Origin of the sequence: Phenylobacterium sp. (assembly GCF_030651755.1) — a bacterium.
Taxonomy (GTDB): domain Bacteria; phylum Pseudomonadota; class Alphaproteobacteria; order Caulobacterales; family Caulobacteraceae; genus Phenylobacterium.
The window spans coordinates 22,271-42,418 of record NZ_JAUSBZ010000017.1 but is presented as its reverse complement, the minus strand read 5'-3'; the positions used below and the strand labels follow the sequence as shown (position 1 = coordinate 42,418).

Sequence of the window (20,148 nt, the reverse complement as noted above, 5' to 3'; positions counted from 1 at the left end):
GACGAGGCGGCCCTGCGCGAAGGTCTTCCCCTGCGTCGGGCGCAACAGGCTGAGCACCTGAAATGGACGGTGGACTGCTTCCGGCTCAGCGCTGCGGTGGCGGCGCCGACGACCCAGGTCCATACCCACATGTGCTATTCGGAGTTCAACGAGATCATCGGCGCCATCGGCCAGATGGACGCCGACGTCATCTCCATTGAGACCGCCCGCTCGCAGATGGAGCTGCTGGAGGCCTTCGCCGACTATCGCTATCCGGCCCAGATCGGGCCTGGCCTCTATGACATCCACTCGCCCCGGGTTCCGGCGGTGGGAGAGATGGCCGATCTGCTGCGTCTGGCGGGCCAGCGCCTCTCGGCCGAGCAGCTGTGGGTCAATCCCGACTGCGGCCTGAAGACCCGGGGGTGGGCCGAGGTGAAGCCCGCCGTGGCCGCCATGGTCGAGGCGGCTCAGCGCCTGAGGGCCGAAGCGGCCCAGGGGCGGGTGGGCCAGTAGGTTCGCGCCTTGCGGCTGGGGGCGGCCTTGGGTAGCGGTGCGTCATGACCCGTGGCGCCCCCCTGTTCGAGCCGTCTCCACCGCAGGGCCGCGCTGACCGGGCGGCGCTGACCCAGGTCCTGGAGGCTCATGGCGCCGCCCGGTTCGTCGCCTGGGACCTGGGGGAGGCTGATCTCTCGGACCTGGACCTGGCGGGATGCGTCTTCGCCCGCTGTCGGGCCGGCCACGCCAGTTTCGCCAGCGCCGACCTCACCGAGGCCCGCTTCGAGGCCTGTGATCTCAACAACACCGCCTGGCGCGGGGCGCGGCTGGCGGCGGCCCATCTGGTCGACTGCAAGCTGACCGGCGCCCAGTTCCGCGAGGTCAGCGCGCTGGGCCTGACCTTCGCCCGGTGCCTGCTGGTGAACGCCTATCTGCGGGGGGTGAGCTTCCGCAAGGCCGAGTGCGAGGCCCTGGATCTTCAGGGCGCGGACCTGGCCGGCTGCGATTTCCGCGAGGCCGTGCTGAGCGACTGCAATCTGCGCGACGCTCACCTGACCGACGCCCGGTTCGAGGCCGCCGATCTGCGCGGCGCCGACCTGGGCGACCTGCGGCTGTCGGATGCGGCCCGGTTCCGGGGCGCCTTCATCTCCAAGGCCCAGGCGGCTCAACTGCTCATCGGGCTGGGCCTGAAGGTGGTCTAGGCGCAGGCCTTAGACCCGCAGGGGCATCAGCACATACTGGACGTCGCCGTCCGCCGGATCGAGCACCAGGGCCGGATCATTGGGGCCGCCAAAGCGGAACTCAGCCTCCGGCGCGGTGATCTGGTCGGTGACGTCGAGGATGTAGCGGGCGTTGAAGGACAGCTCGAAGGCCTCGCCGGAATAGTCGGCCTCGATCTCCTCCACCGCCTGGCCGGCTTCCATATTGCGGACGGTCAGAACGATGCGGCCGGGCTCGATGGCCATGCGCACTGAGCGGCTCTTCTCGGCCGAGATGGTGGCCACCCGGTCAACGGCCTTGGCGAACAGCTTGTTGTCGACCCGCAGGATGCGGTCGTTGTCCTTGGGGATCACCCGGCCATAGTCGGGGAAGGAGCCGTCGATGACCTTGGAGGTCAGCGCCGTGGCGCCCAGCTCGAACCGGACCTTCTGCGGCGAGAGCTGCAGGTCAATCTGTTCGCCGGCGTCGTCCAGCAGGCGACGGGCCTCGCCAATGGTCTTACGCGGCACGATGACGCCCGGGGCGCCCACCGAGCCCGCCGGGGCAGGCATTTCGGCCAGCGCCAGGCGGTGGCCGTCCGTGGCCACGGCGCGCAGCTTCTGAATGCCCCCATCATTGACCACGTGCAGATAGAGGCCGTTCAGATAGTAGCGGGTCTCTTCGGTGGAGATGGCGAAACGGGTCTTGTCGATCAGGCGGATGAGTTCGTTCACATCGACGCCGATGCGGGCCGACAGCCCTTCCGCCGACATGATGGGGAAGTCGCCGGCCGGCAGGACCGGCAGGTTGAAGCGCGAACGTCCCGCCTGGACCGTCAGACGCGGATCCTCGCCGGTGAAGCTCAGGGAGACGTCGGCGCCCTCGGGCAGCTTGCGGACAATCTCGTAGAGGGTGTGGGCCGGCGCAGTGATCTGGCCCGGCTGGTCCACCTGGGCCAGGGCCTCGTCGGTGATTTCGAGGTCCAGATCCGTGGCTGAGAAACTCAGGCGCTCACCCTCGGCCGAAAGCAGCACATTGGAGAGGATCGGAATCGTGTTCCGACGCTCCACGGCGCTCTGCACATGACCCAGCGCCTTTAGGAGCGCCGCCCGTTCGATCGTCAGCTTCATGATTCCGTCCGAACCTCCCTGCGCCAGCGAGACGATTCGCCAGCGCCCCCCGGGTGGAGGGGACTTGGGACTTTACTCATTTGGCCAGCCCGCGAAAGCCCTGGCGGGGCTCAAGAAGTCGCTTCTGCCTCAGGCCTTGGTGTCGACCGCGCCGCCGGCCTCCTCGGTCTCGCTGGCGGCGTAGGGATTGGCGCCTGCGCTTTCGGGGGCGGCCGGCGCCAGATCGGCGCCCGAGCCCTTGGCCGCGACCACCACCATGGCCGGCCGCACGATGCGGCCAAACAGCTCGTAGCCGGTCTGCAGGGTCTGCAGGACGCCGCCCGCGGCCACGTCCGCCGCCGCCTGCTCCATCATCGCCTGATGCTTGTGGGGGTCGAACTTTTCGCCGCGGGGGGGCTCGATCTTCTTCAGGCCGTTGCTCTCGAAGGCGGTCTGCAGCGCCTTCTCCGTCATTTCGACGCCCAGCACGAAGTTCTTCACCGCCGGGTCGTCCAGGTCGGACGGCGCGGCCGCCGTGGCCCGCGACAGGTTGTCGGCGGCGCCCAGCAGGTCGCGGGCGAATTTCTGGATGGCGTAGGCCCGGGCGTCATTGGCCTCGCGCTCGGCCCGGCGCTTGGTGTTCTCGGCCTCGGCGGCGAAGCGGAGCACCTGCTCCTTGAGGGAGGCGTTCTCGGCCTTCAGGGCCTCCATCATCTCGATGGCGGCGTCGGCGACGGCTTCGGTCTCGGCCGGCGTGTGATCGTCGGACATGGTCTCAAACTTCCTTACGCGTTCATCACCTGGCCCAGCACCTTGGCGGTGTAGTCCACCAAGGGGATGATCCGGGCATAGTTCAGGCGGGTCGGGCCGATCACGCCGATCGCGCCCAGAACCTTCTGTCGGCCCGTCATATAGGGCGCAGCGATCACGGAGGAACCCGAAAGCGAAAACAGACGGGTTTCGGCGCCGATGAAAATGCGCACCCCTTGGGCCTCGCGGACCCCGTCCAGCAGGCCGATCAGCTGTTCCTTCTGCTCCAGATCATCGAACAGCATGCGGACCCGCTCCAGGTCTTCCAGGGCGTCCCGGTCCCCCAGCAGGTTGGCGCGCCCCCGCACGATCAGCGCCCGCTCCGCGCCATCGCCGCCGCCCCAGGCGGCCAGGCCATCCTCCACCAGGCGCGCGGCCTTGTGATCCAGCTCCCGGCGGGCGCGGTCGAGGTCCAGGCTGATTTCGCTGCGGGCGTCATCCAGGGTCTTGCCGCGGGCCCGGGTGTTGAGGAAGTTCGAGGCCTCCTGCAGGGAGGACGGGGTGACCCCCGCGCCCAGGGCCATGAGCCGGTTCTCCACCGTCCCGTCCTCGAAGACCATGATGGCCAGGGCCTGGTCTCCGCCAAGGGCGACGAACTCCACATGCTTGACCTCGGCGTCCCGCACGGGGGTGACCACCACCCCGGCCCCGCCGGCCAGGCCAGACAGGAGGACGCTGGCCTCGTTCAGGGCCTCTTCGAAGCTGCGCCCCTGGACCCGCAGGCGGGTCTCGATCAGGCGGCGCTCATCCTCGCCCACATCGCCCACCTCCAGCAGGCCGTCGACGAACAGGCGCAGGCCTGCATGGGTCGGCAGGCGTCCGGCGCTGGAATGGGGGGCGCCCAGCAGGCCAAGCTGGGTCAGGTCCTGCATGGTGTTGCGGATCGAGGCCGGCGACAGGGAGACGCCGCCCCGGGACAGGGTTCGTGAGCCGACGGGGTCGCCGGTGTCGAGATAGCTCTCGACGATGCGGCGAAAAATATCGCGCGCCCGCTCGTCCAGTTCGGCGAGCGAGGGCCCGCGGGAGAGCAGTGGTGTGTTCACGTTCTGGCGGCCGAAGCCTTCACCTGTTGCGAGGGCCCATGGACGGGCGGTTCAAGTTTTAGGATAAGCGCGCGCCACGGCCGCGCAAGTGACGCGGCGCTTCAGCGGCCTGGATACCACGTCGCCTACGACCTCAGGAAAGGTTCTCGCCATGCGCCCCTCTCAACGCGCCCCCGACATGCTGCGCGCCGTGACCCTGGAGACCGGGGTCAACCGCTATGCCGAGGGCTCGTGCCTGGTAAGCTTCGGCCACACCAAGGTCCTGGTCACCGCCAGCCTGGAGGAGGGGGTGCCCCCCTTCCTGCGCGGAAAGGGTCAGGGCTGGGTGACGGCGGAGTACGGCATGCTGCCGCGGGCCACCCACACCCGGGGCCGTCGCGAGGCCGCCCAGGGCAAGCAGTCGGGCCGCACCCAGGAGATCCAGCGGCTGATCGGCCGGTCCCTGCGGGCCGTCACCGACATGAAGGCGCTGGGCGAGCGGCAGATCTCCATCGACTGCGACGTGATCCAGGCTGACGGCGGCACCCGCACCGCCTCGATCACCGGCGCCTGGGTCGCCCTGCGCCTGGCCACCCGCTACCTGATGGACGAAGGCGTTCTCACCGCCGACCCGATTCTCGACCAGGTGGCCGCGGTCAGCTGTGGCGTGCACCAGGACACGCCGGTGCTCGACCTGGACTATGAAGAGGATTCCGACGCCGAGGCCGACGCCAACTTCGTGCTCACCGGGGCCGGCGACATCGTCGAGATCCAGGCCACGGGCGAGAAGCGCGGCTTCACCCAGGGCGAGTTCGACGCTCTGTTCGGCCTGGCCCGGAAAGGGATGGACGAACTGTTCGCCCTGCAGCTGGCCGCCGTCGCCCGCTGAGGACGATCACCCAAGAAAAAACGGCCGGCTGCGGGGGTCCGCAACCGGCCGTTCTGATATCTCGAACCTGAAGCGGAGGCTCTGAGGGTGCTCGCCCTTAGAGGCCGATCAGCAGATCCCGCTGGGCCGAAGGCGGCATGCGGGCCAGTTCATTGGCCAGCGGCGCCATCCAGCGGGTCAGGAAGCGTTCAATCGCTGCAAACATGTTCTGCCCCTTTGTGCAGTGCAAAATGTTGCATCGCACATAGGCCTGGGCCTTAGCCCTCGCAACGGCTGAGTGGGAAAAACTGACAGTTGCGCCGCAAGATCACACCGATGTGTTGTCGCAATGCAACATTGCGCCTGGCGGACACCTAGTCGTCTTCCTCGAAAGCCTCATCCCCCGGCCCGGGCTCATACTGCAGCAGGTCGCCGGGCTGGCAGTCGAGCTCGCGGCAGAGGGCCGCAAGGGTGGAGAAACGCACCGCCCGGGCCTTGCCGGTTTTGAGGATCGACAGGTTGGCGATGGTCACCCCGACCCGATCGGCCAGTTCGGTCAGGGACATGCGCCGTTCCAGGAGCACGCGGTCGAGAAGCACGCGAATGGGCACGACTGCGCTCCTCAGATCGTCAGTTCGGCTTCGCGGCGCAGGCGGGCGCCTTCGCGAAACACTTCGGCCAGAACAAAGACCACCAGCACCGAGAACCAGGCCGTCAGGCTGAGCGACGGCTCCATGGCGTTGGACTCCGGCAGGATGGCGCTGGACAGGGCCCAGAAGGCGTAACGGCCAAGCTCCAGCCCGGCCAGGATCAGTCCCACCATGCGCAGGCGGCGCACATTGTCCGGATGGAAGGGGTCTCCGGCGGTGAGGGTGGCGAAGATCTTCCGCAGCTGGGCCACGATGATCAGGATACCGCCCATATAGACCGCCGCGGCCAGCAGGCCGAGGGTCACCACCGGTCCGCGGTTCTCGATCTCCTCTCCCCCAGCCGTGACCGCGATGTCGGCCAGCAGCTCGGGATTGAAGGAGAAGAGCAGGGCCGCCAGCATCAGGACGCCGACGACGCTGACCCCGATCCAGAGGGCCACATAGACCACGTCGAGGATGATCTTCAGAAAGCTCGACACCGAGCCTGGCCCTAGAGCGCGCATGGTTTTCTGGCCCCGCCTATTTCCCGGCCTCAGCCTAGAGGATGCCGGCGCCGGCGACCACGGTGACGATGGGCAGGACGGCCAGGCACAGGGCGCAGACCAGGGCGAAACGTTCAAAACCGTTGGAGAGGGCGAAGCGGGGCATGGGTTCAGGTCCTTGATTCAGGGTCGCCCGGGGGCGGGAAGGGGTTCGTGGAGCGCCGTGCTCCATGTCGTTAGTCGATACGGGCATGCCGTTTTTCGATCAAGAAAATTATCGAATATCGATATTAAATCGTCGTAACGAAGTGAACGAACTGTCACCCTCCCGGCCGCGTCGTGGCGATGGGGATGGCGGTTTGCCCGGCGCGCCCGGGCTGCCTATGTTCGCCCCGTCTCACGAAAGGATGGCCCATGGCCCTGAAGCTTGACCCCGGCGCGCGGCTGGTGGTGGCCACCCACAATCCCGGCAAGGCCCGCGAGCTGGCGGCGATCCTGGAGAACCGCTTCGAGCTGGTGACGGCTGGCGAGCTTGGCCTGCCCGAGCCGGAGGAGACCGAGACCACCTTTGTCGGCAACGCCCTGCTGAAGGCCCGCGCCGCGGCCCGGGGGTCTGGCCTGATCGCCCTGGCCGATGATTCCGGACTAAGCGTGGCGGCCCTGGACGGGGCGCCGGGGGTCTATTCGGCCCGCTGGGCGGGACCGGGCAAGGACTTCGCCCTGGCCATGGCCAAGGTGGAGGAACGGCTGGAGGCCACGGGGCTCAAGGACCGCGCCGCCTGGTTCAGCTGCGCCCTGGCGGTGGCCTGGCCGGATGAGGGCCCGGCCCTGGTGGTGGAGGGGCGGCTGGATGGCCAGCTGGTGTTCCCCGGCCGCGGCGATCGGGGCTTCGGCTATGATCCGATCTTTGTGCCCGAGGGCGGAGGGGAGACCTTCGGCGAGATGGAGCCGGCCGCCAAGGACGCCATGAGCCACCGGGCGCTGGCCTTCGCCAAGCTCAAGGCCGCCCTGCTTTGACGCGCCCCGCGCGCCCCCTGGGGGTCTATGTCCACTGGCCCTATTGCGCGCGGATCTGTCCCTATTGCGATTTCAACGTCTATCGGGACCGGGGCCGGGCGGATGAGCAGTCGGCCCTGGTCGGCGCCATCATCGATGACCTGACCGCCCAGGCGGCCCTGACCGGCCCGCGGACCCTGGTCTCGGTCTTCTTCGGCGGCGGGACGCCGTCGCTCATGGCGCCGGGCGCCGTCGCCCAGGTGCTGGACGCCGCCCGCCGGCTCTGGACCCCGGCCCCCGACCTGGAGGTCAGCCTGGAGGCCAATCCCACGGACGCCGAATCGCGCCGGTTCGTAGCCCTGGCTGACGCCGGTGTCGGTCGCCTGTCCCTGGGGGTTCAGGCCCTCGACGACGACGCCCTGGCCTTTCTCGGCCGAGACCATGACGCCGCAGCCGCCCGCCGCGCCCTGGAGATCGCCGCCAAGGCCTTTCCGCGCCTGTCCCTGGACATGATCTACGCCCGTCCTGGCCAGACGCCCGAGGCCTGGGGCGCGGAACTGCGCGAAGCCCTGTCCTATGGCGCAGAGCATGTCTCGCCCTACCAGCTCACCATCGAGGCCGGGACCGCCTTCGACCGCGCCGTGCGCCGGGGACGTCTTACGCCGCCGGATGATGAGGTGGGCGCGGCCCTCTATGACACCACCCAGGCCGTGCTGGAGGCCGCAGGCTTCGAGGCCTATGAGGTCTCCAACCATGCCCGCGGCGAGGCGGCCCGCTCGCGGCACAATCTCGTCTACTGGCAGGGGCTCGACTATGTGGGCGCAGGCCCAGGGGCGCACGGCCGGATAACTGTTGAGGGCGTCCGCTGCGCCACCGAGGCGATGGCGCGCCTCGCGGACTATATCCGTCAGGTGGCCGAATCAGGCCGCGGCTTTGTGGACCTTGAACCCCTTTCGCCGGTCGCCGCCGCCGAGGAGCGGGTGATCAGTGGCCTGCGTATCTGGCCAGGAGTCACTTTCGTAGAAGTGGCGCCCCTGGGCCTGTCTCCGGAACATGATCGGATCAAAGCCCTTGTGGGAGCGGGCCTGCTGGAAGAAGACAACTCTAGATTGCGCGCCACCCCGGCTGGGCGGCTGTTGCTTGACCATGTGGTGCGACAACTGTTGGTCTGAAGGCGACGCTTGCTTTGCGGGCTCCGACCGGCGAACCCTTGTCCCATGGCCCATCCCGTCGCACCGCCCCCCCTGTCCGACGCGCCCCTGGCCCCCGGGCTCTACATTGTCGCGACGCCTATCGGCAATTTGCGAGACATCACACTTCGCGCTCTGGATGTACTCTCCGCCGCCGATCTGATCCTCGCCGAGGACACCCGGGTGACCGGCAAACTGCTGGCGGCCTTCAAGATCTCCGGGAAGATGGAGCGCCATGACGAGCACGCCGCCGAACGGGCGCGGCCCAAGGCCATGGCGGTCCTGGAGCAGGGGGGCCGCGTGGCCCTGGTGTCCGACGCCGGCACGCCGCTGATCTCCGATCCCGGCTACCGCCTGGTGCGGGAGGCCGCCGCCGCGGGCTTTCCCGTCCATCCCATCCCGGGCGCCTCGGCCCTGCTGGCGGGGCTGTCGGTGGCGGGCCTGCCGTCGGACCGGATCCTGTTCGCCGGATTCCCGCCGCCGAAGGGGGGAGCGCGCCGCACCTTCCTGCAGGAGGTGGCCGGCGTACGGGCGACCCTGGTCTTCTTTGAGGGCGCCTCCCGCCTGGGGGAAAGCCTGGCCGACATGGCCCAGGTGTTCGGTCCCCGGGAGGCGGTGGTCTGCCGGGAGCTGACCAAGCTCTATGAGACCGTGGTGCGCGGTCCCCTCGATGTGCTGGCGGCCGATCCCACCCTGCAGGCCCCCAAGGGGGAGATCGTCATCCTGGTGGGGCCAGGCCGGGATGCAGAGGCGACGGCGGCTGACGCCGACCTCGCCCTGCGCGAGGCCCTGGCGCGCCTGAAGCCCGCAGAGGCCGCCGGCGAGGTGGCCCGGGCGCTCGGTCTGCCAAGACGTGATCTCTATCGCCGGGCCCTGGAGCTGAAAGCCGAACAGGCCGATGCGCAGGCCTGACCTCCCCAGCGCCCCGCAAGCGCGGCAGGCCCGCGGCGCCCTGGCCCGCCGCACCGGCCGGCGGGCCGAGGCCTGGGCGGCGGCCTGGCTGATGCTCAAGGGCTACCGCATTCTGGGCTTTCGCCTGCGTACGCGTCTGGGGGAGATCGACCTGCTGGCCCAAAAGGGCGGCGTGCTTGCGGTGGTCGAGGTCAAGAGCCGCACAACGCTGGACGACGCCCTGGCTGCGGTCAGCGCCGAGCAGCGTGACCGCCTGCGTCGGGCGGGTGAGGCCGTGGCCGGCGGGCGGCCGGCCCTGAAGACCCTGGCGGTCCGCCTCGATCTGGTCGCCGTGGCGCCCGGCCGCTTGCCCCAGCATCGCCCGGACGCCTGGCGCGGCGCATGAGGGGGGCGATGTGACGCGGGAGGAGGCCGAAGAGATCCTTGGGCGGGCGGGGACCCTGGCCAGGACCGACGACTTCCCCCTGCTGGAAGCGGCCATCGCCTGCGCCATTCACGAGGACCCGACCCGCGACCCACAGACCGCCCGTGACCTCGCCGCCGCCGGCGTCGAGCGGCTGACCGCCCGGCTGCGCCTCGAAAGCCAGGAAGAGGCCCTGGCTGAAGCCCTGGCCGGCGATCTTCGTCTGGCTGGCGACCTGTTCACCTACGACCATCCGGACAATGCCGACATCATCGCCACCGCCCAGCGACGCAAGGGTCTGCCGGTGACCCTGGGCATCTTCTATCTGCATGTGGCCAAGCTGGGCGGGCTCGACGTCAAGGGCGTGGACTTCCCGGGCCACTTCTTGCTGCGCATCAATACGCCCGAGGGCCCCCTGGCGCTGGACCCCTTCAGCGAGGGACGGGTGGTCCTACCCTCGGAGCTCACCCGCCGGGCCCTGCATGCGGGCCTGACCCCGAATGTGGCCGATCAGCTGGGCCTGTTGATGGCCCCGGCGCCAGATCCGGCGGTCCTGATCCGGCTGCAAAATAACATCTTCGCGCGCGCCGCGGCGGCGGGCGACTTCCCCCGGGCCGAGCGGGCGGCCCTGCGCCGAGCCCTGCTGGACCCGAAGGATCACCGCCCCTGGCTCGACGTGGCCGCGGCCCGGGAGGGACAGGGGGCTTTGGCGGGCGCCCTGGAGGCCCTCGCCCGGGCGGGGGAGCTGGACCACGGGGCGGCCCTGGCCGCGCGGGCGCAGCGGGAGCGGGTCCGCCTCCGCCTCAACTGACGGCCGCCTGATCGCCATCGCCGGCTAGCGCTCGCCTGCCCCGCCGCCTATGTCGTGGAGGTTGCAAATGCGGGAGAACGCCATGGCCTTGAAGGTCGCCGTCCAGATGGACCCCCTAGAGTCGATCAACATCGAGGGGGACACGACCTTCCTGATGATGCTCAGCGCCCAGGCCCGCGGCCACAGCCTGTGGGTCTACACCCCCGACAAGCTGTCCCTGGAAAACGGCCGGGTCACGGCGAGCGGCCGCTCTGTGCGGGTTCAGGACGTCAAGGGCGACCATGCCGCATTCGGGGCGTGGGAGCGAGGCGACCTGGCGGAGATGGACGTGGTCCTGCTGCGCCAGGACCCGCCCTTCGACATGGCCTACATCACCGCCACCCACATCCTTGACGCCATCCACCCCAAGACCCTGGTGGTCAACAACCCCACCGAGGTGCGTAACGCCCCGGAAAAGCTGTTCGTCACCACATTCCCTGGGGTGCAGCCGCCGACCCTGATCACCTCGGATGTCGACGCCATCTACGCCTTTCGGGCCGAGCATGGGGATGTCGTGCTAAAGCCCCTGCACGGGCACGGCGGCTCGGGCGTGGCGCGCCTGCTGGCCGATGATCCCAATCTCGACGCGCTGCTCGAGCTGCACGCCGCCATCGGCCGCGAGCCCGTCATCATCCAGAAGTTCGTGCCCGACGTCACAAAGGGCGACAAGCGCATCCTGCTGGTGGACGGCGAACCGGTGGGAGCGATTAACCGGGTGCCGGGCGCAGGCCAGATCCGCTCCAACCTGCGGGTCGGCGGCCGGGCCGAGGCGGTCGAGCTGACGGCCCGGGACCGGGAGCTCTGCGGCATCATCGGCCCGGAGCTGAAGGCCCGCGGCCTGCTGTTTGTCGGCATCGACGTGATCGGCGACTACCTTACCGAGATCAATGTCACCTCGCCCACCGGCGCGCGGTCCTTGCAGAAGTTCACCGGCATCGACGCCACCGACCTGATGTGGGCGCGGGTGGAGGCGATTCGCGGCGCGGCATAGTATAATCGTCACAAACCGCCAAACCATTTCAGCCTTGCCCAAGCTTCACCTTCTGTTCTAACTTTGTTCGCGTTCCGGGCCGCAACGACGGGGCCTCTGTGGATAATTTCGCCCCAGCGCCCCAGCGCCCCAGCGCGTCCGGGCGGAAGACGGCGGGGAGGATGAGCCTTGGCAGGTGTCGTCACGGTGGCGTTCGACGGGGTCGAGGCCCGGCGGGTGGATGTCGAAGTCCAGCTGACGGGGGGCGCGGTGGCCTTCGTCGTCGTGGGTCTGGGGGACAAGGCTGTGGCCGAGAGCCGCGAGCGGGTCCGGGCGGCCTTCGCCGGCCTCGGCCTGGCCCTGCCCGCCCGTCGGATCATCGTCAATCTCGCCCCGGCGGACCTTCCCAAGGAAGGCAGCCACTATGACCTCCCCATCGCCCTGGCGGTGATGTCGGCCATGGGGATCATTCCGGCCGACGCCCTGCAGGGCTGGGCCGCGGTGGGGGAGCTTTCCCTGGATGGCCGTATCGTGCAGGTGGCCGGCGCCCTGCCGGCCGCCGTCGCCGCCGGGGGCATGGATCTGGGACTGATCTGTCCGGAGGCCTGCGGCGCCGAAGCGGCCTGGTCCGGTGAGACCCGCATTCTGGCGGCCCCATCGCTGATCGCCCTGGTCAACCACTTCCGGGGAACCCAAATGCTGGCGCCGCCGCTGCCTGGCCCGGTGGTCGAGGGAGAGCGGCCCCCTGACCTGCGCGACGTCAAGGGCCAGGAGAACGCCAAACGCGCCCTGGAGATCGCTGCCGCCGGCGGTCACAATCTCCTGTTCATGGGACCGCCGGGATCGGGCAAGTCGATGATGGCGGCTCGCCTGCCGGGCCTGTTGCCGCCGCTGTCGCCGGCCGAACTTCTGGAAACCTCGATGATCCATTCGGTGGCGGGGTTGATCGCCAAGGGCGAGCTGACCCGGCGGCGGCCTTTCCGTACCCCCCACCACTCCGCCAGCATGGCCGCCCTCACGGGGGGCGGACTCAAGGCCAAGCCTGGGGAAATCTCCCTGGCCCACAACGGCGTGCTGTTCCTCGACGAACTGCCGGAATTCTCAGCCCAGGCCCTGGATTCATTGCGCCAGCCGCTTGAGACCGGTGAGGTGGTGGTGGCGCGCGCCAACGCCCATGTGCGCTATCCGGCTCGCTTCCAGCTGGTGGCGGCGATGAACCCCTGCCGCTGCGGGATCGGCGGGCCAGGCCGCGGCGCTTGTGGCCGGGCGCCCCGCTGCCAGAGCGACTATCAGCGCAAGATCTCCGGCCCGATGATGGACCGCATGGACCTGGTGGTGGAGGTTCCCCCGGTCACCGCCGCCGACATGGCCCTGCCGCCGCCGGCCGCCGGAACAGCCGAGGCCGCCGCCCGGGTGGCTCAGGCCCGCGCCATCCAGATGGACCGCGCCGCCGCGGCCGGGGAGACCGCAGCCCCTCTCAACGCCCAGGCCTCAGGCGAGCGGCTGGAGGCGATCGCCGACCTGGAGCCGGCCGCCCGGGCGCTGCTGTCGCGGGCCGCCGAGGGGGCGGGCCTCACGGCCCGGGGCTGGACAAGGACCCTGCGCCTGGCGCGGACCATCGCCGATCTGGAAGGGGCCGGGGCCGTCCGGCGGGTTCATCTGGCTGAGGCCCTGATCTATCGGCGGATGTCAGCCGACGGGGCGCCTGTTCTGGCCGGTTGAGTCCGATGAACCCAGGCGCCGACCCCCAGGGACGCCAGGGTCAGATAGCTCCAGATCACCAGTCCCCAGCGGTAGGGCAGGGCTGGCACGCCCTCGTCGACCCCCATGGCCACGTGGGTGACGATGCCGAGAAGTTGGAAGGCGGTGGCGAACAACAGCCAAAGGCGGTCGGTGGTCAGGGCCAGGAACAGAAGATAGGCGAGGAACAGGGCGTCGACCCCCAGAACCCCCCACTGAAGCCCCAGGGCGTCCCGATCATAGGCCAGGGGGGTGAGAAACCAGGCCGCCACATTGGCCACCGCCACCCGCTTCTCCGGAACGCCACCCCGCCAAAGGGCCGCCCCGGACACCAGCACCATGGCGACGAACCAGATCTGTTGCGGAAGAACGACGAAATACAAGGCCTGGGTCCCCAATGGGCGCGCGCCCGCCAGGGTGGCAGAGGCCGACGTCCAGGCAAAGGCGCCGGCCTCGATTGTCGGGGGATCGATCAGGCGGCGTTGGTCTCGCCCACCGCGCGCAGGGAGGGCGCCCTCGCCGGTTCGGCGGGCTTGGGCGCTCCGTCGCCATAGAGCACGGCGCCCAGGCCGATCTGCTTCTGGGCGATGCTGAGCTCCTTGTGGGCCTCGATGACCGCCCGACGGGCCTCAGCCAGGGCGGTGATGGAGCGGCTCGTCCACTCCACGGCCTCCTGGCCGATCAGGGCTGAAAGTCCAGCTTGGGCCCGAAGGCCCGGCATGACCCCCGCCAGGGCGGCGGTCTTGGCCAGGGCGGCGTCAATGGCGGTCTCGGCCTCGAAGAGGCTCGCCGCCACCTGGTCGGCATACATGCGACGTTGCTTGAGCATGGGGATTCTCCTTCCCGCCAGCCTTAGGCCGGGGGATTTGGGGGGAAGCTTCAGAGATGTCGAGTCGTCTGCGATTGCGCCTGGAGGCGCGGCCTTCAGACCAGGGTCGCGAGAGCCTGAAGGCCTGCCAGGACGCCCCCGAAGGCGAGGGCCGATCCAAGGGCGATGGCCAGGATCAGACCGATCCTCGCCCCCGGGCCTAGGGCGCCGCTGCTGCCGTGTCGCCATGATGGAAGTTCTCGTCCAGCAACACCCAGGTGAGGCAGAGGATTTCCCTCATCACCATTTCCGGGGGTTTGAAGCCGGCGAGCTTGCGGGTGGCCGAGATCAGATGCTGAGCCATCTCCGCCTGAGTCGGGGAGGCGGCCAGGTCCACGAGCTGGCGTTCGAGTTGGCTCCAGCAGAAGCTCGGCATCGACTCCGCCGGCGGCGAAGGTGTCGGCCACTTTTCTTCGAAGGCCTCGATCTCGCGTCTGAGGTGCAGGGCCCGGTTCATCGACGCCCGTCGATCCTCGCCGTTCCAGTGCTTCATGGGTCTCGCCTCCTGATGAGGCTTGATCGGACCACTGGCCGCCGCCGGCGTCTGTCCTGACTGCGTCCTGTCCTGATCTGATCAGGACAGGATTTCCCGCAGACCCGCCGCCGTCGCGCTCATGGTCGGCCAGCAGCCGGGCGGCGTGATAGCGGTCATGGACCCCCAGCTTGCGCCGGGCCCGATCGCAATAGGTGTCCACCGAGGTCTTGGACATGCCAAGCTCCCGGGCGATCTGCTTGGAGCTGAAATGGCGGTCGACCAGGCGCAGGCACTCACGTTCCCGCGTGGTCAGCCGTTCCACCTGATCCGTCATGACCTCAATCCCCACTGGAGGACTTCACTACACGCTATGCGGGGGCCTGCGTCCATCATCCGCGAGCGCTCGTATAGCTCAATAACAGGGATCGCTCAGAGGTTGAGCGCTAAGATGGAGCTGCAGATGAACGTGACGGAGCCGGATCTGAAGCCCGCGGTCGACAGCGTCGATCGGGCCATCGGCGCCCGGGTCCGGGCCCGACGCAAGTCTCTCAGCATGAGTCAGTCAGACCTTGCCGAGCGTCTGGGCGTGTCCTTTCAGCAGGTTCAGAAGTACGAGCGCGGCGCCAACCGCATATCAGGATCGACCCTGGTGGCCGCCAGCCAGGCCCTGCAGACCACGGTCAGCTGGCTGGTCGGGGAGGAGACGCATGAACATGCGCCTCCGGACGAAGCCTTCACCGCCCTCATGACTCCGGGCGCCCTTGAGATGCTCGAGGCCTACACGGTCATCGCCCGCCCCCGGACGCGACAGGCGCTTCTCGCCCTCGCCCGGGAGATGGGCCGGGAGGACTGAGGCGCGCCGCTGGAGCTTTTGACGCCCCGTTAAAGGACCTGCGGCTAGGTTTGGGCATGCCAAGCCAAACCGATGACATCGACGGACCCGAGGTTGCGGGGGAGCATATCAGCACCGGCCAACTGGCCGCCCTCAGCCATGAGTTTCGCACGCCCCTGAGCGGCGTTCTGGGAATGGCGCGCCTGTTGGAGGGCACCCGGCTCAGCGCCGAGCAGCGGGCCTATGTCAGCGCCATGCGCGACTCCGGCGAGCATCTTCTCGGCCTGGTCAATGAGCTCCTGGACTTCGCCCGGCTGGGGGCCGGCAAGATCGAACTACGCGACGCGCCTACCCCGGTGGAGGCCCTGCTGCGGGCGGTCTGCGAACTGCTCAGCCCCCGGGCCCACGAGAAGGGCCTGGAGATCGCCTGGGCGTCCCCGGATGTCGCCGCCGTCCTGATGGCCGACGAAAGCCGTCTTCGGCAGATACTCCTCAATTTCGCCGGCAACGCCGTGAAGTTCACCGCCTCCGGGGGCGTGCTCCTCGGGGCGGCTCCGGTCGGCGCGGGGCGCTGGCGGTTCACCGTCTCCGACACCGGCCCCGGCGTCAGCCAGGCGGCCCGGGACCTCATCTTCGAAGCCTTCGCCCAGTCCGATCCGAGCCACCAGCTGACCGGCTCAGGCCTGGGACTGGCCATCGCCCGGCGTCTGGCCGCCGCCATGAAGGGCGAGGTCGGCGTGGAGGCGGCCCCAGACGGGGGCGCGGTCTTCTGGTTCGAGGCGCCATTCGAAACCCTGCCTGCCGAGGCCGCGCCAGGACCTGCGCCGCTCTCGGGCCTGCGGGTGGGGGTGGCCTCGCCCAACCCTGTTGTGCGCGAAGCCGCCGCCCGGCAGATTTCGGCCTGTGGCGGCGTCCCCGTGGTCGCCGGCGGGGTCGAGGCGCTGCTGCCCCTCACGGGTCCGCAGGACGTCCTGCTGCTGGATCACGCCCTGGGACAAGGGGGGCGCAAGGTGCGCCGCCCCTTCGACCGCCCAGCCCTGATCCTGCTGGCGCCGGAGGAGCGGGACCGCATCGCCCGCTACCGCTCCTCAGGCTTCTGCGGCTATCTGATCAAGCCCCTTCGCCGGGCCTCCCTGGCCGAACGGGTTCTGGCGGCGCTGCAAAGCGCGACCGATCAGACCCCAGCCCTTGATGACGACCGGGTCGCCCCCGCCGCCGCGCCGGGCGCCCGGGTGCTGTTGGTGGAGGACAATCCGGTCAACGCCCTACTGGCCCGGACCCTGCTCACCCGGGAGGGCTGCGCCGTCGACCACGCCCTGACCGGCCATGAGGCCCTGGCCGCCCTCAAGGTCGGAACCTACGACCTGGTCCTGATGGACATGCGGCTGCCCGACATTCCCGGCGAGGAAACCACCCGGCGCCTGAGGGCCGCGGGGATCGAAACCCCGGTGGTCGCCCTGACCGCCAACGCCTTTCAGGAGGACAAGGAGGCCTGCATGGCGGCCGGGATGAACGACTTCCTGGTCAAGCCCCTCGGGGCCGACGCCCTGCGCCAGGCCCTTTCCCGCTGGACCCGCAGGTCCCTGACCGACGCGGTCTGGACGGAACCGTCCGAGCGGGCCAAGTTCGGCTGAATCCGGCGGGGCGTCCCGCCTTGGGGGAGACGCCATGAACACCCAGGACGCCGACCAAGCGCCCGCGCCCAAGCCCAGCCTCCTGTCGGCCCTGACCGTCTATGGGGAACGTCGCTCCCTGATCATGCTCGCCCTGGGGTTCGCCTCAGGCCTGCCGAATCTGCTGATTTTCGACACCCTGTCGGCCTGGTTGCGGGAGTCGGGCCTGTCGCTCCAGGTCATCAGCATCTTCTCCCTGGCGACGCTCGCCTACTCCATGAAGCTGTTGTGGGCGCCCCTGGTCGACCGGACGAAGATCCCCTGGCTCACCGACCGGCTCGGGCACCGCCGCTCCTGGATGCTGGTGGCCCAGGCCGCCGTGATGATCGGCCTGTGGCTGGTGGCCGGGGGCGATCCTGTGCGCAACCTAGGCATGATGGCCCTGCTCGCGGTTCTGGTCGCCTTCGCCGGCGCCACCCAGGACATCGTCATCGACGCCTGGCGGATCGAGGCGGCCGGTGAAACCCATCAAGGCGCCCTGGCGGCGGCCTACCAGTGGGGCTACCGGATCGCCATCATCGTCGCCGGCGCCGTGCCGCTGATCCTGGCCCAGCAATACAGCTGGAATGTCTCCTATCTGGTCATGGCCGCCCTGATGCTGATCGGGGTCGCCGGCGTGCTGGGCGCGCCGCGGGAGGCCCAGCACATCGTCCGGGCGATCAATCTGGAGGGCGTGCCCTCGCGGCCCGGCCTTGAGCTGCCCGAATGGCTGGCCAGGCTGAGCCTGGTGGTGGCTGGCGCCATCGTCCTGGGCTCGGGCCTTGCCGGCTCGGCCGACATCCTGGCGCAGGGGTTGAGCGCCGTGGGTCAGGCCGGCGCGGGCGAAAGCCTGGTCGGCGCCTGGACCAGCCGGCCCTGGGGGGTCTTCCTGCAGGTGGGGGCGGTGCTGGTCGGGGGTGGGCTCATCGTCCTGGCCGCCTTCCCCATTCCCGGTTTCCGAACCCGGCCCGGAATCTACCTCTCGGCGGCCCTGTTCGACCCCTTCATCGACTTCTTCGAGCGCTATCGCGGGACGGCGGCCCTGATCCTGGCCTTGATCTGCCTCTACCGCCTGGCGGACTTTGTCCTCAACATCATGACGCCCTTCTATCTGGACCTGGGCTTCACCCTGGTGGAGATCGCCGAGGTCCGGAAGGTGTTCGGTGTGGCCATGTCCATGCTCGGCGTCTTCCTGGGGGGGCTGGCGGTGGCGCGGTTCGGACTGCTGCGCGCCCTGCTCATCGGCGCCTTCGCGGGGCCCTTGAGCAACCTGGTCTTCGCCTGGCTGGCCATCGAGGGCGCCTGGCTGCCGGCCCTGTTCATCGCGATCGGGGTGGACAATGTGGCCGGTGGCTTCGCCGGCACCTGCCTGATCGCCTATATGTCCAGCCTGACGGGGCAGGGCTTCACCGCGACCCAGTACGCCGTCTTCTCGTCCTTCTATTCCCTGCCGGGCAAGCTGCTGGCCTCTCAGTCGGGCCGCATCGTCGAGAACACGGCCGCGGCGGCCGAGGCCGGGGGCATGCTGGGCGCCCTGCGGGGCCTGTTCGCCGGCCTGCCCCCTGAAGCCTATGCCGGCGCCATGGAGAAGTCCGGGGTCAGCCCGGCGGCGCTTGGCACCGGCTATGTGCTCTTTTTCGTCTATTCGGCCCTGCTGGGGATCGTCGGCATCATCCTGGCCTTCATGGTGCTGGCCCGCCAGAAACCCCTGGCGCCGGTCGTTCAGCCCCCAGAGGCGGCGGCGGGCGAGACCTCGATGTCTTCGCCTTCGCCCTGAAGGGGCTCTGCGCCTGGGGCGGCTTCCGGGGTCGGCATGGCCGCCGGGGCGCCGCGGTTGGGTCGGCCAGAGGCGCTGGCGGCGCCAGGCGCGATGCAGATGACCTGGGCGACTCGCAGGTCACGGCGCAGATTGTCGGCCACGCGGCCGTAGTTTTCCGGCGTGACGGGCTCGCCGACGGCGTAGTTGGCGGCCCGCCGACCAGAGGCGGTCAGGGCCGTCAGCACGGTCTCCGGCGAGGTGGTGTAGATCCGTCCCCGCCGGGGCGCCTCGGCCACGGTGACGCCGATCACCCGACCGGCGCTGTCCAGGGCCGGCGCGCCGGACAACCCCGCCAGGGTGCCGCTTAGACCGTCGGTGCGGCCGGTCTCGGCCCAGACCAGCACCGACTCGGTACGTTCGCCCCGCCCGCGGACCACCAGATTCTCGCGACCCAGAAGGCGGGAGGTCGCCTCCCCCGCCCGGCCCTGCGGATAGCCGGGGTGGAAGGCCCGGTCGCCGCGCCGCAGGGTGCGGTCGAGACCAAGGGGCAGGGCCGGCGCCCCGCCCTCGGTGACCAGGATGGCGGCCTCGCCCCGGGGATCAATGAACACCTGGGCGTCCACGCCCCGGCCGTTGGCGACCATGATGGCGGCCTTGTCGCACCCTTCCACCACATGGCGGGCGGTCATCCAGACTCCATCGTCGGACACAGCAAAGGCGGTGCCAGCGCCCGGCTCGGCGGTCTGGGGCACTTCCACCACCACGGCGGGGTCGAAGGGTGAGGCCGGACCCAGGGGCAGGCCCTCCTCGCCCGGCACCGGCGGCGGCGGCGGCGGCGCAGCCGCGTTCTCCTGCCGGCCGACAGCCGAAATCAGCAAGGCCAGGACGACGGCGGCATAGACGAGCCAGTCCGGGAGGCGAGGAAAGTGCATCAGGCGATCAGGTGGCCACGGCTGCGGCGAGGATCAGGGCGGTGGCCAGCTTGGCGCCCACCAGCAGGGCGGCGGCGGCGACTTCGCCATCCTGGATGCGCTGGGGCAGGCCCCGCAGCAAAAGGTCCACCACCCGAAACACCAGCAACTGCACCATCACCGTCGAGACGCCCCAGATGATGATCTCCACCAGGGAGGTCGAGGAGTTCAGCGAAAAGGCCAGCGGCGCGGCCAGGCCCACCAGAACCCCGCCCAGGGACACTGCGGCGGCCGCATTGCCGTCCCGGATCAGGGCGACTTCCTTGTGCGGGGTCAGCAGCACATAGAGCGCCGCCCCCAGGAACAGGATCAACACGGCCACGCCGGCATGCAGCAGGGTGGTGGGAAAGCCGATGGCGAAGGCCTGAATTTCCGGCGACTGAAGATCAGGGGGCATGCGGGCTCACAATGACGGC

Annotated in this window: 22 protein-coding genes and 3 pseudogenes; 14 read left to right on the top strand and 11 right to left on the bottom strand. The window is 69.5% G+C overall.

Annotation, left to right across the window (positions count from 1 at the left end):
* Together Q7V15_RS01630 and Q7V15_RS01625 are read left to right on the top strand one after the other, a co-directional pair.
* Positions 1 to 492 (top strand): annotated as a pseudogene (locus Q7V15_RS01630) (5-methyltetrahydropteroyltriglutamate--homocysteine S-methyltransferase); the annotation flags it as partial.
* A gap of 44 nt (positions 493 to 536) precedes the next feature.
* The gene (locus Q7V15_RS01625) at positions 537 to 1,175 is read left to right on the top strand and encodes a pentapeptide repeat-containing protein (RefSeq protein WP_304753285.1); all 639 of its coding nucleotides are present in this window, start codon (positions 537 to 539) and stop codon (positions 1,173 to 1,175) included.
* A gap of 9 nt (positions 1,176 to 1,184) precedes the next feature.
* On the opposite strand, the gene dnaN is transcribed toward Q7V15_RS01625, so the two are convergent.
* The 3 genes from dnaN to hrcA form a co-directional block, all read right to left on the bottom strand.
* On the bottom strand, positions 1,185 to 2,303 hold the full coding sequence (dnaN, locus tag Q7V15_RS01620) for a DNA polymerase III subunit beta (RefSeq protein ID WP_304753284.1): 1,119 nt from the start codon (positions 2,301 to 2,303) through the stop codon (positions 1,185 to 1,187).
* 129 nt (positions 2,304 to 2,432) lie between these two features.
* Positions 2,433 to 3,053 carry a nucleotide exchange factor GrpE gene (gene grpE / locus Q7V15_RS01615; RefSeq protein ID WP_304753282.1) on the bottom strand — a complete coding sequence of 207 codons (621 nt, stop codon included), beginning with the start codon at positions 3,051 to 3,053 and terminating at the stop codon, positions 2,433 to 2,435.
* A gap of 14 nt (positions 3,054 to 3,067) precedes the next feature.
* A complete protein-coding gene (hrcA, locus tag Q7V15_RS01610) occupies positions 3,068 to 4,135 on the bottom strand; it encodes a heat-inducible transcriptional repressor HrcA (RefSeq protein WP_304753280.1) in 1,068 nt (355 codons plus the stop codon).
* A gap of 151 nt (positions 4,136 to 4,286) precedes the next feature.
* On the opposite strand from hrcA, the gene rph reads away from it, so the two are divergent.
* Positions 4,287 to 5,003, top strand: a complete 717-nt coding sequence (gene rph / locus Q7V15_RS01605; RefSeq protein WP_304753278.1) for a ribonuclease PH — start codon at positions 4,287 to 4,289, stop codon at positions 5,001 to 5,003.
* Positions 5,004 to 5,356: 353 nt separating this feature from the next.
* Here the strand turns inward: rph and Q7V15_RS01600 are convergent, their stop codons facing one another.
* Positions 5,357 to 5,593, bottom strand: coding sequence for a helix-turn-helix transcriptional regulator (locus Q7V15_RS01600; RefSeq protein WP_304753277.1), 237 nt, complete (start codon positions 5,591 to 5,593; stop codon positions 5,357 to 5,359).
* A gap of 11 nt (positions 5,594 to 5,604) precedes the next feature.
* Positions 5,605 to 6,135 carry a DUF2975 domain-containing protein gene (locus Q7V15_RS01595; RefSeq protein WP_304753275.1) on the bottom strand — a complete coding sequence of 177 codons (531 nt, stop codon included), beginning with the start codon at positions 6,133 to 6,135 and terminating at the stop codon, positions 5,605 to 5,607.
* 393 nt (positions 6,136 to 6,528) lie between these two features.
* Between Q7V15_RS01595 and rdgB the strand changes: the two genes are divergently transcribed.
* The 7 genes from rdgB (at position 6,529) to Q7V15_RS01560 (ending at position 13,157) form a co-directional block, all read left to right on the top strand.
* Positions 6,529 to 7,131: an RdgB/HAM1 family non-canonical purine NTP pyrophosphatase gene (rdgB, locus tag Q7V15_RS01590; RefSeq protein ID WP_304753273.1), complete on the top strand. Its 603-nt coding sequence runs from the start codon at positions 6,529 to 6,531 to the stop codon at positions 7,129 to 7,131.
* The gene (hemW, locus tag Q7V15_RS01585; protein ID WP_304753272.1) at positions 7,128 to 8,282 is read left to right on the top strand and encodes a radical SAM family heme chaperone HemW; all 1,155 of its coding nucleotides are present in this window, start codon (positions 7,128 to 7,130) and stop codon (positions 8,280 to 8,282) included. Before rdgB ends, hemW begins: the two co-directional genes overlap by 4 nt.
* Before the next feature lie 45 nt (positions 8,283 to 8,327).
* Positions 8,328 to 9,212 carry a 16S rRNA (cytidine(1402)-2'-O)-methyltransferase gene (rsmI, locus tag Q7V15_RS01580; RefSeq protein WP_304753270.1) on the top strand — a complete coding sequence of 295 codons (885 nt, stop codon included), beginning with the start codon at positions 8,328 to 8,330 and terminating at the stop codon, positions 9,210 to 9,212.
* On the top strand, positions 9,199 to 9,597 hold the full coding sequence (locus tag Q7V15_RS01575; RefSeq protein WP_304753267.1) for a YraN family protein: 399 nt from the start codon (positions 9,199 to 9,201) through the stop codon (positions 9,595 to 9,597). The genes rsmI and Q7V15_RS01575 overlap by 14 nt, the downstream gene beginning before the upstream one ends.
* Positions 9,598 to 9,607: 10 nt before the next feature.
* Positions 9,608 to 10,426 (top strand): transglutaminase family protein, encoded by an 819-nt coding sequence (locus Q7V15_RS01570; RefSeq protein WP_304753266.1) that lies wholly within the window; start codon positions 9,608 to 9,610, stop codon positions 10,424 to 10,426.
* A gap of 82 nt (positions 10,427 to 10,508) precedes the next feature.
* Positions 10,509 to 11,456, top strand: coding sequence for a glutathione synthase (gene gshB, locus Q7V15_RS01565; protein ID WP_304753289.1), 948 nt, complete (start codon positions 10,509 to 10,511; stop codon positions 11,454 to 11,456).
* A 168-nt stretch (positions 11,457 to 11,624) separates the two neighbouring features.
* Positions 11,625 to 13,157, top strand: coding sequence for a YifB family Mg chelatase-like AAA ATPase (locus Q7V15_RS01560; RefSeq protein WP_304753264.1), 1,533 nt, complete (start codon positions 11,625 to 11,627; stop codon positions 13,155 to 13,157).
* Here Q7V15_RS01560 and Q7V15_RS01555 read toward each other — a convergent pair.
* Positions 13,112 to 13,558 (bottom strand): hypothetical protein, encoded by a 447-nt coding sequence (locus tag Q7V15_RS01555; protein ID WP_304753262.1) that lies wholly within the window; start codon positions 13,556 to 13,558, stop codon positions 13,112 to 13,114. The two genes, Q7V15_RS01560 and Q7V15_RS01555, sit on opposite strands and share 46 nt — an antisense overlap.
* Positions 13,559 to 13,647: 89 nt before the next feature.
* The gene (locus Q7V15_RS01550) at positions 13,648 to 14,004 is read right to left on the bottom strand and encodes a hypothetical protein (protein ID WP_304753260.1); all 357 of its coding nucleotides are present in this window, start codon (positions 14,002 to 14,004) and stop codon (positions 13,648 to 13,650) included.
* Between the two features lie 56 nt (positions 14,005 to 14,060).
* Between Q7V15_RS01550 and Q7V15_RS01545 the strand changes: the two genes are divergently transcribed.
* Positions 14,061 to 14,207 carry a hypothetical protein gene (locus Q7V15_RS01545; RefSeq protein WP_304753258.1) on the top strand — a complete coding sequence of 49 codons (147 nt, stop codon included), beginning with the start codon at positions 14,061 to 14,063 and terminating at the stop codon, positions 14,205 to 14,207.
* Here Q7V15_RS01545 and Q7V15_RS01540 read toward each other — a convergent pair.
* Positions 14,204 to 14,536 (bottom strand): hypothetical protein, encoded by a 333-nt coding sequence (locus Q7V15_RS01540; protein WP_304753257.1) that lies wholly within the window; start codon positions 14,534 to 14,536, stop codon positions 14,204 to 14,206. The genes Q7V15_RS01545 and Q7V15_RS01540 overlap by 4 nt on opposite strands.
* A 145-nt stretch (positions 14,537 to 14,681) precedes the next feature.
* Positions 14,682 to 14,852: pseudogene (locus Q7V15_RS16460) on the bottom strand (response regulator transcription factor); the annotation flags it as partial.
* 102 nt (positions 14,853 to 14,954) lie between these two features.
* Between Q7V15_RS16460 and Q7V15_RS01535 the strand changes: the two are divergent.
* The 3 genes from Q7V15_RS01535 to Q7V15_RS01525 are packed head-to-tail and all read left to right on the top strand — an operon-like array spanning position 14,955 to position 18,779.
* Positions 14,955 to 15,371 carry a helix-turn-helix domain-containing protein gene (locus tag Q7V15_RS01535; protein WP_304753255.1) on the top strand — a complete coding sequence of 139 codons (417 nt, stop codon included), beginning with the start codon at positions 14,955 to 14,957 and terminating at the stop codon, positions 15,369 to 15,371.
* 56 nt (positions 15,372 to 15,427) lie between these two features.
* A complete protein-coding gene (locus Q7V15_RS01530; RefSeq protein ID WP_304753253.1) occupies positions 15,428 to 16,984 on the top strand; it encodes a response regulator in 1,557 nt (518 codons plus the stop codon).
* Positions 16,985 to 17,018: 34 nt separating this feature from the next.
* Positions 17,019 to 18,779 carry an MFS transporter gene (locus Q7V15_RS01525; RefSeq protein ID WP_304753252.1) on the top strand — a complete coding sequence of 587 codons (1,761 nt, stop codon included), beginning with the start codon at positions 17,019 to 17,021 and terminating at the stop codon, positions 18,777 to 18,779.
* An 89-nt stretch (positions 18,780 to 18,868) separates the two neighbouring features.
* Here Q7V15_RS01525 and Q7V15_RS01520 read toward each other — a convergent pair.
* Both Q7V15_RS01520 and Q7V15_RS01515 read right to left on the bottom strand, forming a co-directional pair.
* Positions 18,869 to 19,693: pseudogene (locus Q7V15_RS01520) on the bottom strand (serine protease); the annotation flags it as partial.
* Positions 19,694 to 19,700: 7 nt separating this feature from the next.
* Positions 19,701 to 20,129, bottom strand: a complete 429-nt coding sequence (locus tag Q7V15_RS01515) for a DUF350 domain-containing protein (RefSeq protein WP_304753251.1) — start codon at positions 20,127 to 20,129, stop codon at positions 19,701 to 19,703.
* Positions 20,130 to 20,148 lie beyond the last annotated feature (19 nt).